Annotated in this window: 13 protein-coding genes; 10 read left to right on the top strand and 3 right to left on the bottom strand. The window is 70.4% G+C overall.

Translation table 11 applies throughout. The annotated features are described in order from the left end of the window. Nucleotides 1-48 precede the first annotated feature (48 nt). The 3 genes from manA to LOZ83_RS06325 are packed head-to-tail and all read left to right on the top strand — an operon-like array spanning nucleotide 49 to nucleotide 2,017. The gene (gene manA, locus LOZ83_RS06335) at nucleotides 49-1,269 is read left to right on the top strand and encodes a mannose-6-phosphate isomerase, class I (protein ID WP_236789464.1); all 1,221 of its coding nucleotides are present in this window, start codon (nucleotides 49-51) and stop codon (nucleotides 1,267-1,269) included. 44 nt (nucleotides 1,270-1,313) lie between these two features. Beyond that, entirely contained in the window at nucleotides 1,314-1,832 is a 519-nt protein-coding gene (locus tag LOZ83_RS06330; RefSeq protein WP_236789230.1) for a helix-turn-helix domain-containing protein, read from the top strand. Then, nucleotides 1,829-2,017, top strand: a complete 189-nt coding sequence (locus tag LOZ83_RS06325; RefSeq protein WP_236789229.1) for a hypothetical protein — start codon at nucleotides 1,829-1,831, stop codon at nucleotides 2,015-2,017. The genes LOZ83_RS06330 and LOZ83_RS06325 overlap by 4 nt, the downstream gene beginning before the upstream one ends. Before the next feature lie 38 nt (nucleotides 2,018-2,055). Here the strand turns inward: LOZ83_RS06325 and LOZ83_RS06320 are convergent, their stop codons facing one another. Beyond that, nucleotides 2,056-2,526 carry an Lrp/AsnC family transcriptional regulator gene (locus LOZ83_RS06320; RefSeq protein WP_236789228.1) on the bottom strand — a complete coding sequence of 157 codons (471 nt, stop codon included), beginning with the start codon at nucleotides 2,524-2,526 and terminating at the stop codon, nucleotides 2,056-2,058. 71 nt (nucleotides 2,527-2,597) lie between these two features. Between LOZ83_RS06320 and LOZ83_RS06315 the strand changes: the two genes are divergently transcribed. After that, nucleotides 2,598-3,077, top strand: coding sequence for a DUF2000 domain-containing protein (locus tag LOZ83_RS06315; RefSeq protein WP_236789227.1), 480 nt, complete (start codon nucleotides 2,598-2,600; stop codon nucleotides 3,075-3,077). A gap of 54 nt (nucleotides 3,078-3,131) precedes the next feature. Further along, on the top strand, nucleotides 3,132-4,046 hold the full coding sequence (locus LOZ83_RS06310; RefSeq protein ID WP_236789226.1) for a cation diffusion facilitator family transporter: 915 nt from the start codon (nucleotides 3,132-3,134) through the stop codon (nucleotides 4,044-4,046). A gap of 8 nt (nucleotides 4,047-4,054) precedes the next feature. On the opposite strand, the gene LOZ83_RS06305 is transcribed toward LOZ83_RS06310, so the two are convergent. Beyond that, on the bottom strand, nucleotides 4,055-6,358 hold the full coding sequence (locus LOZ83_RS06305) for a hypothetical protein (protein ID WP_236789463.1): 2,304 nt from the start codon (nucleotides 6,356-6,358) through the stop codon (nucleotides 4,055-4,057). Between the two features lie 91 nt (nucleotides 6,359-6,449). On the opposite strand from LOZ83_RS06305, the gene ahcY reads away from it, so the two are divergent. From ahcY to LOZ83_RS06280, 5 genes are all read left to right on the top strand, one after another. Continuing rightward, a complete protein-coding gene (ahcY, locus tag LOZ83_RS06300) occupies nucleotides 6,450-7,922 on the top strand; it encodes an adenosylhomocysteinase (protein ID WP_236789225.1) in 1,473 nt (490 codons plus the stop codon). Nucleotides 7,923-8,048: 126 nt separating this feature from the next. Continuing rightward, the gene (locus tag LOZ83_RS06295) at nucleotides 8,049-8,696 is read left to right on the top strand and encodes a dTMP kinase (protein WP_236789224.1); all 648 of its coding nucleotides are present in this window, start codon (nucleotides 8,049-8,051) and stop codon (nucleotides 8,694-8,696) included. 71 nt (nucleotides 8,697-8,767) lie between these two features. Continuing rightward, nucleotides 8,768-9,445: an MtrAB system response regulator MtrA gene (gene mtrA, locus LOZ83_RS06290; RefSeq protein WP_144644326.1), complete on the top strand. Its 678-nt coding sequence runs from the start codon at nucleotides 8,768-8,770 to the stop codon at nucleotides 9,443-9,445. 7 nt (nucleotides 9,446-9,452) lie between these two features. Next, nucleotides 9,453-11,147 (top strand): MtrAB system histidine kinase MtrB, encoded by a 1,695-nt coding sequence (mtrB, locus tag LOZ83_RS06285; RefSeq protein ID WP_236789223.1) that lies wholly within the window; start codon nucleotides 9,453-9,455, stop codon nucleotides 11,145-11,147. Then, on the top strand, nucleotides 11,144-12,886 hold the full coding sequence (locus tag LOZ83_RS06280; RefSeq protein ID WP_236789222.1) for an LpqB family beta-propeller domain-containing protein: 1,743 nt from the start codon (nucleotides 11,144-11,146) through the stop codon (nucleotides 12,884-12,886). The genes mtrB and LOZ83_RS06280 overlap by 4 nt, the downstream gene beginning before the upstream one ends. Before the next feature lie 175 nt (nucleotides 12,887-13,061). Here LOZ83_RS06280 and LOZ83_RS06275 read toward each other — a convergent pair whose 3' ends face one another. After that, nucleotides 13,062-13,715, bottom strand: coding sequence for a ComF family protein (locus LOZ83_RS06275; RefSeq protein ID WP_236789221.1), 654 nt, complete (start codon nucleotides 13,713-13,715; stop codon nucleotides 13,062-13,064). Nucleotides 13,716-14,037 lie beyond the last annotated feature (322 nt).

The following is a 14,037-nucleotide window of genomic DNA, read 5'->3' as shown; positions in this document are numbered from 1 at the left end:
CCGGCCGAAGAACACCCGTCCGCGGGTGCCGAGGAGTTGGAGAACACAGTGGAGCTGCTCCGCAATGCTGTGCGGCCCTACGCGTGGGGGTCCCGGACGACGATCCCGGAGCTGCTGGGACGTGAGGTCCCGGCGCCGCACCCGGAGGCGGAGCTGTGGATGGGTGCCCACCCGGGCGACCCATCGCGCGTCCTCGGTGAGGACGGCGCGGAACGCAGCCTGCTGGAGCTGATCGAGGCCGACCCGCACGTGCACCTGGGGCCGGACTGCGCGCGGCGGTGGAACAACCGGCTGCCGTTCCTGCTGAAGATCCTCGCCGTCGAGGAGCCGCTGTCGATGCAGGCGCATCCGTCGGCGGCGCAGTCCGCGGAGGGGCACGCGCGTGAGGAGGCCGCCGGCATCCCGCGGGACGCGCCGAACCGCAACTACCCGGACCCGACCGCGAAGCCCGAGCTGGTGTGCGCGCTGACGGAGTTCCACGCGCTCGCCGGGTTCCGCGAGCCCGGTCGCACGATCAAGCTGTTGCGAGCGGTCGAGACGCCGGGGCTGGCGAAGTACACCGAGCTGCTCGCCGCGCAGCCCGACTCCGACGGGATGCGCGCGTTGTTCACCACGTGGATCACGCTGCCGCAGGCGAGCCTCGACGAGCTGCTGCCGGAGGTGCTCGACGCGTGCGTGCTGCATGTGAAGGAGCACGGCGAGTTCGACACCGAATGCCGCACGATCCTGGAGCTGGGCGAGGCGCATCCGCGGGACGCGGGTGTGCTGGCGGCGCTGCTGCTGAACCGGCTCACGCTACGTGCGGGCGAGGCGATCTACCTGCCCGCCGGGAACCTGCACTTGTACCTGCACGGCACGGCGGTGGAGATCCTCGCCAACTCCGACAACATCCTGCGCGGCGGGCTCACACCGAAGCACGTCGATGTGCCGGAGCTGCTGCGGGTCGTCGACTTCGCGTGCTCCGACATGCCGGTCCTGCCGGGCGAGCCGGGCGCGTGCGGCGCGGTGTACCGGACGGACGCGCCGGAGTTCGAGCTTTCGCGCTGCGACTGGGCGGCGGGCGAACGGGACGAGCTGCGGGTGGACACCGGGGTGCCGCAGATCCTGCTGTGCACGGCCGGCCGCGTGCTCGTGCGCGCCGACGGCGGCGGGGAACTGGAGCTGGGCCGCGGCCGGTCGATCTGGCTGCCGGCCACGGACCCGGCCGTGTACGTCCGCCCGCTGGGCGAGGGCCGCACGCAGCTGTTCCGCGCGACCTCGGGCCGCTGAGCGTCGCGGACCTCCCCATAGACAATCCGTGATAGGCGTGCCGTGTGGAGGCGAGCGCCGGAACGATGATTCGCGAGGCGCGACAGCGATCGCGACTGTCGCAAACCGATCTTGCGCGCCGTGCCGGCGTGGCACAGCCGGTGATCAGTGCTTACGAGGCCGACCGGCGTGAACCGAGCTTGCGGACCCTGGTCAAGCTGATCGAAGCTACAGGTCACCAACTGGCGATCGAGCTTGTTCCCGCACCGCGGGATCGTCTGGGGCTCCCCGATACGCGGCTGGGTCGGCGTTTGCGCCGGCATCGTCGTGAGGTCATCGAGCGTGCTGCTCGGCGAGGGGCGCACAACGTGCGCGTCTTCGGCAGCGTTGCCCGGGGGGAAGACACCGACAGCAGTGATGTCGACCTGCTGGTCGATCTCGAAGGTGGAGTGGGTTTGGTGGCGCTGGCCGGATTGCGCCGGGAGCTGACCGAGCTACTTGGCGTCGACGTCGACGTCGTCCCAGCCGGCACGCTCAAGGCGGGCGTTCGAGCGGAGGCCCTGGCTGAGGCAATGGAGCTGTGAGCCGACATGACGATCAGCGGCTCGCGGACATCCTGGCGGCGGCCGCCGCGATCGCTGACCACACGCGGCGCGGTGGGCTCGATGACGGGCTGGTTTTCGATGCCGTCCGGGTGCGTTTGATCGAGATCGGCGAAGCCGTGAAAGCCATCGCCGCCCCTCGTGGCCGCCGCACAGCGGCTTCTTGACCGCATCGCTGCCGAGCCTCGGAGATGACCTCGGGCCGCTAAGCGCGCTTCGCGGGGGTGATCACGCGGGGCCGGATGTGTTCGTACACAACGCTTGTCCGCACGTCCGCGACCTCCGGTCGTTGGGTGAGGCGGTCGATGACGAAGGCGTACAGCGCATCGTTGTCGGGCACGGCGACGTGCACGAGGAAATCCTCGCCGCCGGACACCACGAACACGCCGACGGTTTCCGGCAGCAGGGCGACCCATTCCCGGAACGCCTCGATGATCTGACGTTTCGGCGGATGCACCCGCAGCGCGATGAGCGCCTGCACGGGGCGGCCGATCTTCGCGAAGTCGACGTCGAGCCGGTACCCGCGAATGATCCCGCGCTCCCGCAGCGATCGCACGCGCTCCAGGGACGTCGACGGCGAGACACCCGTCGCGGCGGCCAGTTCGCGGTTGGTCCGGCGGGCGTCGCGCTGCAGTTCCCGCAGAAGTGCCTGATCTAATTCGTCCAGCTCGGCCATGAGTGCCATTCTGCCGAACTAAGTTCGCCCCTACTGGTCATACCCGCCATCTTTACCTAGCTTCTGCGGATGTGACCACAGAACATCAGGAACTACAGGCCATTCTCGCGGCGGACGTTCGGGACGGCGCGGGCACTCGGACGGCGAAGCTCAAGTGGGTCATCGTCGTCGACCAGGCGCTGGGCCCCGGTCTGGTCGCGAACGCGACGGCGTGCCTCGGTGCCGCCGTCGCGGCCGTGCTGCCGGGCATGGTCGGCGCGGAAGTGACCGACGCGTCCAGGCAGCCCCATCCCGGCCTGCCGTGGAGCGGCTGCTCGATCCTGGCCGCGGACGCCGCGAAAGTCCGCGAGATCCGGGCGAAGGCGATGACCAAGGACGGGCTGTTCGTCGCGGACATGTCCAAGCACGCGCAGGCGAGCCGCGACTATACCGAGTACCGCGCCGCCGTTGAGGGCAGCGAGGAAGACGCCCTGAGCTACTACGCGGTCAGCCTGGTCGGGCCGCGCAACAAGATCGGCAAGCTGGTGGGAGGGCTCCCGCTACTGCGCTGACGATCAGCCCCGTAGGCTCATTCCGACAAATCGGGACGGACGCAGGGAGCCAGTGTGTCGGCAGGCGGCGGTACCAGAGCGATCCTCGCGGCGCTGGCCGCCAACGCGGGAATCGCCGTGGCGAAGTTCGTCGGGTTCCTGATCACCGGGTCCTCCTCGATGCTCGCCGAGGCGGTGCACTCGATCGCCGACACCTCCAACCAGGGCCTGCTGCTGCTCGGCCAGCGCTCGTCGCGGCGCCGGGCCACCCGCGAGCATCCGTTCGGCTTCGGCCGGGAGCGCTACTTCTATTCGTTCGTCGTCGCGCTCCTGCTGTTCACGCTCGGCTCGGTGTTCGCGCTCTACGAGGGCATCCACAAGGTGGAGCACCCCGAGCCGCTGACCTCACCGCTGGTCGCCGTGGGCATCCTGGTGGTCGCGTTCGGGCTGGAGACCTACAGCTTCGTTACCGCGATGGGTGAGTCCCGCAAGATCAAGGGTGACGTCTCGTGGTGGGGCTTCATCCGCCAATCGCGCACGCCCGAGCTGCCCGTCGTGCTGCTGGAGGACACCGGCGCGCTGTTCGGTCTCGTGTTCGCGCTGATCGGCGTCGGGCTGTCCGAGCTGACCGGGAACCCGGTGTGGGACGGCATCGGCACGATCATGATCGGCGCGCTGCTGGGCGTCATCGCGATCATCCTGATCGTCGAGATGAAGAGCCTGCTCATCGGCGAGGGCGCCACCGACGTGCAGCTCGACGACATCGTCGCCGAGCTGACCGGTGGCGACGTCGAGCGCGTGATCCACATCCGCACCCAGTACCTCGGCCCGGAGGAGCTGCTCGTCGCCGCGAAGCTCGCGCTCGCGCCGAACCTCGAGCTGAGCCAGGTCGCCCGCGCGATCGACGACGCCGAAGCGCGGGTGCGGGCCAAGGTTCCGGTCGTGCGGTTGATCTACCTCGAGCCCGACCTGGACCGGCAGACCGCCTGATCCGTTTACTACTTCGCGAAGTTGACGTTGAACCGCGGCAGGTCCGGGAACAGCGGCACCTGCTCGCCGAACGGCCGCGTCGACGGCCGGTCCGCGAACTCCAGTCCGGCGGCCATCGCGACCGCGCGATCCCATTCCGGGTCGACCTCGTAGTCGCTGTGCCCCAGCACGCCCGCGGCCCAGCGCCGGGTGCCCGGGGTGTTGCGGATCGGGTCGGGCAGCCAGTGGTCACCGCCGAGGACGAGGGCGCCGGTCGCGCCCGGCAGTGCCGGGTCGAGCGCGCCGACCTCGCCGGTGGGCAGGAAACCGACGCCGAGCAGCTTGCCGTCGTACACGTCCTGCCGCCACGTGGTGACCCCGCCGCCGAAGATGTCGGTGCCGCGCGCCAGCCCCCGCCACCGCCCGGCGAGCTCCCCGTACAACGCGGTCAGCGAATCCTGCGGCAGCACCGCAGGGAACGCCCGCTGGTAACCCCACTGCAGCGGCGAACCCGCGGTGAGCAGGCCGACGCGTTCACGGTCGCGCTCCGGCAGGTCGTGCATGAGCCGGGCGGTCGCGATCAGCGCGAGGAGGCTGCCGACGTTGTGCCCGCCGAGCACAACCCGCGTGCTCGGGTCGGCGAGGTGCTCCTTCGTGCGAGCGGCGAGTTCGGGCACGACCTTGAGCGCGTAGCACGGCGGCACGGCCGGATGCGCCACCCGCGGCCAGAAGCACACGAGGTCCGCGAGCGCGCCGAGATGCCTGTTCCGGCCCGGTTTCGTCGCCGCGGTGTAGACCACGCGCAACAGTCCGACGGCCATCGCGCCGAGCGCGAACACACCGAGCCCGGACAGCGGATCCAGCCAGCCCGGCCGGAAGTGGAAGCCGTAGTGCGCCACGAGCAGCGCGGCCGCCCCGGCGGACATGCCGAATACGACGCCGGACACGAGTTGGTGCAGGTGCCGCCGCTCCCACGACGAACGCGCCCAGGCCGCTGCGGCCGCCTTCTCGTCGCCGGGCGTGTTCTGGAGCAACCGCACGATCTCCGGGATACCGCGCCGACGGCGGCGCAGCGGCACGCCCACCGCGAATCCGAGCAGCGCCAGCAGTGCGGCGAGCACCAGACCGCCGCCCCACAGCACCGTGACCGGGGTGTAGCTGGCGGGCAGCTGTAACGCCGACGCGCCGGCCAGGCGGCGTAGCGCGATCGCGAGCCCCGCGCCGAAACCGCCGCCCAGCAGGACCGCGAGCGCGAGCACCGGCGCGGCGGCCCAGCCACCGAGCCACGGCCGTAGCCGCTTCGGCTGGTTACGCCAGATCCGCCGACCGAGCAACGCGGCCGGTATGAGCAGCGCGGCGAACAGCACCGACACCACGAGCAGCGCGGCTCCGAGCGTGCGCACCGTGTCCTCGGAACCGGCGGGCAGCACCGGCCGGAAGGCCGTGACCGCGGCGAGCACGAGCGTCGCGAAGACGAGGACGCTGCGACGTGCCCAATTCTGCAGCGCGGGGACGCCGACGATGACCGTCAAGACCGTCGCCAGCACGAGCGCGAGCGCAACGATCCACACGATCAACTCGGGCGTCGTGTCCGGCGCGTGCAGCGGGCCGCCGAGCGAAAGCAGCGCCGTCGTCGCCAGTGCGGCCACGGCGTGCAGGCAGCGCAGCCCCGCGGAGTCCGGCCCGTCGCGCAACACGTCGCCGGGCAGCGAGCCGCGCCGCGGCGTGACGTCCTCCGACGTGACCGTCCAATTCGTGCCGGAAACACGGTGCAGCACGAAAATCACCACGACCAGCGGGACCAGCCCGGCGATCGTGCGCAGCACCGTCAGCTCACGGAATCCGTTGGGCACGAACGACAAACAGGCCGAGCCGGGCGCGAGACACTGCGTCGCGAACAGGTCCAGCGCGATCACCGCGAGCTGCCCGACGAGCAGCATCGTCAGCAGCAACCCCGCGACCCGCAGCAGGCTCCGGCACACCGCGCCCAGCGCCACGGCCGCCCGGCTGTCCTTCGGCACCGGCGGCAGCATCCAGTGGGCCACATTGGAAAGTGAGAAAGGAAACAGCAGCGCCCAGGTCGCTTTCGCGGCGCCGCCCGAGGTCATCGCGCCCCACAAATAGCCTTCGAGCGTGCGCGGCACCGAGCGGCCGAGCGCCTGCAGAACCGGTCCCGGCGCCGGGCGGCGCAACCGGTCGGACGGCCGGATCACCCGGCCCACTCCGTCCCCCGCGACCTCGACCGTGCTGACCGCGTCCAGCAGCGCCTCGCCGGTGGTACCGGTGACGCCGGGTACGCGCAGCTCGACGATCCGGGTTTCCGGGCCGGGAATCGGCACTGCGCAGTCTCCTTCGCAAGGGTGTAACGGAATGAACCGACAACGGTACTGTTCAGGTGTCACCGATCCTTGGAGGAAATGCCCTATGACCCCCGAAAGCGTTGCCAAGTGGCACGACACCCGCAATGGGGTGGAGTTCGCGGTGGCCGATCTGGAGCTGGCCGAGTTCGGTCGCAAGGAGATCCGGCTGGCCGAGCACGAGATGCCGGGGTTGATGGCGCTGCGCCGCGAGTACGCGGAGGTGTACCCGTTGCGCGGGGCGCGGGTCTCCGGGTCGCTGCACATGACGGTGCAGACCGCGGTGCTGATCGAGACGCTGGTGGCGCTCGGTGCCGAAGTGCGCTGGGCCTCCTGCAACATCTTCTCCACGCAGGACCACGCGGCCGCCGCGGTGGTGCTCGGCCCGCACGGCACGGTCGAGGAGCCCAAGGGTGTGCCGGTGTTCGCGTGGAAGGGCGAGTCGCTCGAGGAGTACTGGTGGTGCACCGAGCGGATGCTCACCTGGGACGGCGCGGGCCCCAACATGATCCTCGACGACGGTGGCGACGCGACGATGCTGGTGCACCGCGGCACCGACTTCGAGCAGGCCGGTGTGGTGCCGCCGGAGGATGAGAACGACTCCGACGAGTGGAAGGTCTTCCTGGGCCTGCTGCGCGATTCGCTGGCGGCGGACGCGGGCAAGTGGACCCGCGTCGGCGAGGGCATCCTGGGCGTGACCGAGGAGACCACGACCGGTGTGCTGCGGCTGTACCAGCTGGCGGCGGCCGGCAAGCTGCTGTTCCCGGCGATCAACGTGAACGACTCGGTCACCAAGTCGAAGTTCGACAACCGGTACGGCATCCGGCACTCGCTGATCGACGGCATCAACCGCGGCACGGACGTGCTGATCGGCGGCAAGGTCGCGGTCGTCTGCGGGTACGGCGACGTCGGCAAGGGCGCGGCGGAGTCGCTGTCCGGCCAGGGCGCGCGGGTGATCGTCACCGAGATCGACCCGATCTGCGCGCTGCAGGCCACGATGGACGGATTCCAGGTCAAGACGCTGGAGAACGCGCTGCCCGAGGCGGACATCGTGATCACCACGACCGGGAACAAGGACGTGGTGATGGCCGAGCACATGGCGCGGATGAAGCATCAGACCATCGTCGGCAACATCGGCCATTTCGACAATGAGATCGACATCGCAGGTTTGACCCGGTATCCGGGAATCCGGCGGGTGAACATCAAGCCGCAGGTCGATGAATGGGTCTTCCCTGATGGTCATTCGATTCTCGTGCTGTCCGAAGGGCGCCTGCTGAACCTGGGCAACGCCACCGGCCACCCGTCGTTCGTGATGTCCAACAGCTTCTCCAATCAGGTCATCGCGCAGGTCGAGCTGTTCACCAAACACGAGGAATACGACAACGAGGTTTACCGGCTGCCGAAGAAACTCGACGAAAAGGTCGCCCGCATTCACCTGCAGGCCCTCGGCGGCGAGCTCACCAAGCTGAGCAAGGACCAGGCCGAGTACATCGACGTCGACCCGGAAGGCCCCTTCAAGTCGGAGCACTACCGCTACTGAGGCTTCCGGTGGCCGCCGGCCCGTCCGGCGGCCACCACTCCTCGGCCGTCCCGCCGTGCTTGCCCGGGGTGTCGTGATGCCACGGCTCGTATCGCCGTATCTCAACGCGGCGATACTGTCTGACCCGTGGGACGACTGGTTGTCATCGAAGGGCTGGACGGCGCGGGTAAGCGCACTCTCACCGAGGCGCTGACCAAGGCCCTGCACGACCTCGGCAAGAGTGTCGCGACGCTGGCGTTCCCGCGCTACGGCGAAGATGTGCACGCCGACCTGGTCCGTGACGCCCTCCACCGCGGGCACGGCGATCTCGCCGATTCGGTGTACGGCATGGCCGTGCTCTACGCGCTCGACCGGCGCGGCGCGGCCGCCTCGGTCGAGCACGACCTGAGACTCCACGACATCGTCCTCCTCGACCGGTATGTGGCGTCGAACGCCGCGTACGGCGCCGCCCGCCTGCGTCAGGACGCGCACGGCGAGTTCGTGAAGTGGGTGCGCGACCTGGAGATCAACCGGTTCGGCCTGCCCGTGCCGGACGCGCAGATCCTGCTGCGGGTCAGCCCCGAGGTCGCCGCCGAGCGGGCCGAGCGGCGGGCACAGTCCGAAGTGGACCGAGCGAAGGACGCCTTCGAATCCGACGACGATCTCCAGGTCCGCTGCGCCCGCGTGTACGACCAGCTCGCCGCCGAGTCCTGGCTTTCACCCTGGCGAGTGATCGACGGTACCGCCGGTTCCGACCACGCTGAGCTGGCGAGCGGACTGGTCCATCCGGGCTAAGCTGGTGAGATCTACCCGTCGGATACCGGGTCGGGAGTCACGAACGGTGTCCGGAGTGCGAATATGTGGTCATGAAGGCACGTGTCCTGGTGGTCGACGACGACCCTGCGCTCGCAGAGATGCTCACGATCGTGCTCCGAGGCGAGGGATTCGACACCGCCGTCGTCGCCGACGGCTCCCGCGCGCTGCCCGCGCTCAGAGACCTCAAGCCGGACCTGGTCCTGCTGGACCTGATGCTGCCCGGGATGAACGGGATCGACGTCTGCAAGGCGATCCGCGCCGAGTCGGGCGTGCCCATCGTCATGCTGACCGCCAAGAGCGACACCGTCGACATCGTGCTCGGTCTCGAGTCCGGTGCCGACGACTACGTCGTGAAGCCCTTCAAACCCAAGGAACTCGTCGCCCGCGTCCGTGCTCGCCTGCGCCGCACCGAGGCCGAGCCCGCCGAGTCGCTCACCATCGGCGACCTCGCGATCGACGTGCCCGGGCACGAGGTCACGCGGGAGGGCAAGGCCATCCCGCTGACCCCGCTCGAGTTCGACCTGCTGGTGGCGCTGGCCCGCAAGCCGCGTCAGGTGTTCACGCGCGAGGTGCTGCTCGAACAGGTCTGGGGCTACCGGCACGCCGCCGACACCAGGCTCGTCAACGTGCACGTCCAGCGCTTGCGGTCCAAGGTCGAGAAGGACCCCGAACACCCCGAGGTCGTGTTGACGGTCCGCGGCGTCGGCTACAAGGCGGGTCCCCCGTAAACCCACGATGAAGCAGAACATCCTCGCTTTCGCATTCAGGGTGCTGCGGCTCGCCCGCCGCGTCGGCGCTTATGGCCGCAGCCGCCTCGTCGCGTTCGGCGTGCTGTGGCGGCGCTCCCTCCAGTTCCGGGTGACCGCGTCGACGCTCGCGCTGTCCTCAGCGGTGATCTTCGTGCTGGGCATGGTGCTGCAGAACCAGATCATCACCCGGCTCATGGACACCAAGCGCGAGGCCGCCGTCGCCCAGACGCTGCAGGTCGTCGCCACCGCCGAGGGCGAACTGGTCGGCCTGAGCGACCAGGACGCGCTGCCAGACCGGCTGCAGAACGTGCTGAAGAAGATCACCAGCACGTCGTCGGACGACCAGGGCTCGGGCACGTCCGCCGCCGGTGCGTTCGAGCCCGTGCTCACGGCCGGTGGCACGGGCTCGCCCGACTCGGCGGGCCCGATCTGGAAGGTGCCCGAGGGGCTGGAGCGGTTCGCCGAGGCCAACCAGATCGCCTACCAGACCCACAGCGTCGACGACAGCGGCACGCGCACGACGTACCTGGTCGTGGGTGCGCCGGTGGCCAGCACGGGCCGGCCGATCCAGCTGTACCTGCTCTTCCCGATGACAGCCGAGCAGAACACCGCCTCGACGGTGCAGAACACGCTGCTCGTCGGTGGTCTCGTGCTGCTGATGCTGCTGGCCGGGATCAGCAATATCGTCACCCGGCAGGTCGTGCGGCCGGTCCGGTCGGCCGCGGCGGCCGCGGCCCGGTTCGCCGGTGGCGAGCTCGACGAACGACTACCGGTGACGGGCGAGGACGACCTGTCCCGGCTCGCGGTGTCCTACAACGAAATGGCGGCCAGCATCCAGCGTCAGATCCGTCAGCTCGAGGAGTTCGGCACCCTGCAGCGCAGGTTCACCTCCGACGTGTCGCACGAGCTGCGCACCCCGCTGACCACGGTCCGGATGGCGGCCGACGTGCTGCACGCGTCCCGTGAGCAGTTCCCCGCCGGGCTCGCCCGGTCCACCGAGCTGCTGGTGGACGAGCTCGACCGGTTCGAAGCGCTGCTCGGTGACCTGCTGGAAATCAGCAGGCTCGACGCGGGCGTCGAGGAGCTGGCGGCCGAGCTGATCGACATCGGGCCCATCGCGAAACGCGCCGTCGAGCAGGTCCGGGTGATCGCCGGCAACGCGGGCAGTTCCGTCGAACTGGTGCTGCCCGAAGGCGAGACACTCGCCGAGATCGACGCCCGCCGCGTCGAGCGGATCCTGCGGAACCTGCTGGCCAACGCCGTCGACCACAGCGAGGGCAAACCGGTGCGCCTGACGCTGGCCGCGAACGACGACGCCGTGGCGATCACCGTCCGCGACTACGGGGTGGGCCTGCGGCCGGGCGAGGCCGACCTGGTGTTCAACCGGTTCTGGCGGGCGGACCCGTCGCGCAACCGCCGCACCGGTGGCACCGGGCTCGGGCTCGCGATCAGCCACGAGGACGCCCGCCTGCACGGCGGCCAGCTCGAGGCCTGGGGCGCGCCCGGATCCGGCGCGTGCTTCCGGCTCACGCTGCCGCGGCAGCAGGGCGTGCCGTTCGAGGAGTACCCGCTGCCGCTGACACCCCCGGACGGTCAGGCCGTCAACGGGCAGGCCAGCACCGGGTCCGGCGCCGACTACAGCATCGTCCTGCACGAGCTACGCAGGGAGGACGTCCGATGAGGCGGGCCGGCCTGCTCGCGGTGCTGGCGAGTGTCGTGCTGGTCGGCGGGTGCGCCACCGTGCCCGAGGAGTCGCAGCCGGTCGCGGTGCAGCAGCAGGAGCTCGGCCAGATCGCCAACCCCGACGTGCAGCAGCCGCAACGCGACATCGACCCGCTGACCGTGGCGCGCGATTTCGTCGAGGCCAGCGCGCAGCCGGTGAGCAACAACGCCGCGGCGCGGACGTATCTCGACGACGCCGCGGCGAAGGCTTGGCAGCCCGGCAAGGTCATGAACGTCATCGACGACCAGTTCAACACGGTGTACGCGGTGGGCGCGGCGCTGCCGGTGAACCCGACGGAAGTGGTCGTCGTCGTGCGGGGCACCAATATCGGCACGCTCGGCGCGGACAGCTCGTTCATCCCGTCACGGACCCCGTACGAGCTGCGGCTGCTGGTGCGCAAGCAGGCCGACGGGCAGTGGCGGGTCACCAACCCGCCGGCCAACATCGTGATGCCCTCCAGCGCGTTCACCGCGAACTACGTGCGGGTGCCGGTGTACTTCTTCGCGCAGGACTCGAACACGATCGTGCCCGATCTGCGTTACGTGGCAGGGAAACCGCAGACGGGGCTGGCCGGGCGAGTGGTGTCGCTGCTGCTGTCCGGGCCATCGGACCAACTGGTCGGCGCGGTCCGAAGCCCGCTGCCGGAGGCCGCGAACATCGAGGGCAACGTGACCACCACGCCGGACGGGGCGCTGATGGTGCCGCTGACCGGGGTCGGCGACCAGACACCGGACGTCAAGAAACTCATCGCGGCGCAGATCGTGCTGTCGCTGCAGGCCGTGACGACGAACCGGGTGCGCCTGCTGTCGGACGGGAACGCGCTGGTCGACGGGCATGAGGACTGGCTGCCGAGCGATGTCCCGTCGTACACGTCGCTGGCCTCGCCGGGTGCGGACCAACCGGGGCTGATGGTTGTCAACGGCCGGGTCCGGTCGCTGGCGGACGGGTCCGCGATCCAGGGACCGGCCGGGCAGGGCACGTACCAGGTGGCGAGTGCCGCGCAGTCGATCGACGGGCGGCAGCTCGCGATCGTGGAGAACGCGAACGGGCACCAGCAGCTGCGGATCGGCGCGTTCGGGGCGGCGGCGCAGCCGGTGAACCTGTTCGGCGGCACGCTGACCAGACCGACCTGGCGGCCGACCGCGACCGCCGACGGCACCGCCGGCGAAGTGTGGACCGTGGTCGACGGCTCGTCGGTGGTGCGGGTGCTGCGGACGTCGGACGGCGGGTGGACCGGGCAGGCCGTCAACGCCGAGGAGGTGCTGACGGTCGGGCAGATCAGCGTGCTGCGGCTGTCCCGCGACGGCGCCAGGGCGGCGATGGTCGTCAACGGGCAGGTGCTGGTGGCCTCGGTCGTGCGGACGCAGGACGCGGTGACGCTGCGGAGCCCGCGGATCCTGCAGTCCGGGACGCTGTCCGGGGTGGTCGACGTGGACTGGCTGAGCCAGGACAGCCTGGTCGCCGCGACGACGCTGCCGTCGCAGCCGGTGGTGAAGGTGCCCATCGACGGGCTGCGGATGGATACGTTCAACAGCTCGAACCTGACGCCGCCGGTCAGCGCCATCACGGCCGCGCCGGGCCGCCCGATCGTCGTCGCGGACGCCGGTGGCCTGTGGACGGCCTCGGACGTCGGCGAGGTCTGGCGCCCGCACCCGCATTCCCTGGGCACCCGCGTCTCCCCGTTCTACCCCGGCTGACCCCGGCGAGTCCGACGTCCAGGACGCCGAGTCCGACGTTCGTGACGCCGAGTCGTACGTTCGCGACGTCGAGTCCGACGTTCAGGCGCACGCGAATGTCGGACTCGCTGTCCTGAGTGTCGAACTCGCGCGCACGAGTGTCGGACTCGCTGTCGTGAGTGTCGGACTCGCGGGATCAGGCGGCGGTCAGGGTCAGGATCAGCCGCACCGGGAAGCCGGCCGCCGTCAGGGTGTGGGTGCAGGCGGCCGCGGTGGCGCCGGTGGTGATGACGTCGTCGAGCAGGATCACCGGGGTGCCGGGCGGTGGGACACCGCGCGGGTCCAGGCGCAGCCGGCCGGCGAGGTTTGCCGCGCGCTGCTCGCGACTCAACCCCACCGCGTCGCGGGCGCCCGCGCCCAGCCGTAGCGCGGGAGCGACTGCGGCCGGACGACCTGACCCGGCCAGGCCCGCCGCGCAGGCGCCGGCCAGCCGCCGCAGGTGGGGGCCGCCCCGGACACGGGACGCGACCCGGCGCGACGGGGCCGGCACGAGCCACCACACGCCGTCCGCGTCCGGCTGCGCCTCCGGCAGGTGCGGCAACGCCGCCGCCAGCACACCGCCCAGCGGCCCGGCGAGGTCCCGCCGTCCGCGCTCCTTGTAGTGCAGCACCAACCGCCGCGCGACGTCCCGGTACCGGGCGAGCGCGTAGACCGGCGCGGTCCGCGCCGTCGGCCCGCGTGCTACGCGCTCCGGCCTGCCGAACATCGCCACGCACTGCGGACAGCACGCGGCCCCCGGCGCCCCGCATCCCGCGCACGACGCCGGCAGCAGCAACTCGAGTACTCCCACGCCCCGCACTCTGCCCGGCCCCACCGACAGTTCCGGACCTCGGCAGAACCTTCTATCTCACTCACATAGGTGTAATCGCCGGGAACGCCCATCGGGCTGTTTTCGTTGTCCGAATATGCGGCCGTCCAGCGAAGTGCCGCCTCCGGCGCACGACCCCAGGCACCAACCCACGCATGGGGGCAGCCGAGACGGGCGTGCCGTGACGATCAGCTCCGGACGCTCGGAATTCCTTGCCTGTCAAGGTGAAAAGCGGATCCCCGCACTGCTCCGTTCGAGATCGCGCCCGGCCGCGCGTACCTACCCGCAGACGCGCACCGTGACT

The sequence above is a fragment of the Amycolatopsis sp. GM8 genome (genome assembly GCF_021653975.1).
Lineage (GTDB): Bacteria > Actinomycetota > Actinomycetes > Mycobacteriales > Pseudonocardiaceae > Amycolatopsis_E.
This window is presented reverse-complemented; position numbering and strand designations above follow the sequence as displayed.

Coding starts and splice junctions, on each gene's coding strand:
- LOZ83_RS06320 (WP_236789228.1), bottom strand. CDS start 2,526: ATGGCCGAGCTGGACGAATTAGATCAGGCACTTCTGCGGGAACTGCAG.
- ahcY (WP_236789225.1), top strand. CDS start 6,450: ATGACCCCCGAAAGCGTTGCCAAGTGGCACGACACCCGCAATGGGGTG.
- mtrA (WP_144644326.1), top strand. CDS start 8,768: ATGAAGGCACGTGTCCTGGTGGTCGACGACGACCCTGCGCTCGCAGAG.
- mtrB (WP_236789223.1), top strand. CDS start 9,453: ATGAAGCAGAACATCCTCGCTTTCGCATTCAGGGTGCTGCGGCTCGCC.
- LOZ83_RS06280 (WP_236789222.1), top strand. CDS start 11,144: ATGAGGCGGGCCGGCCTGCTCGCGGTGCTGGCGAGTGTCGTGCTGGTC.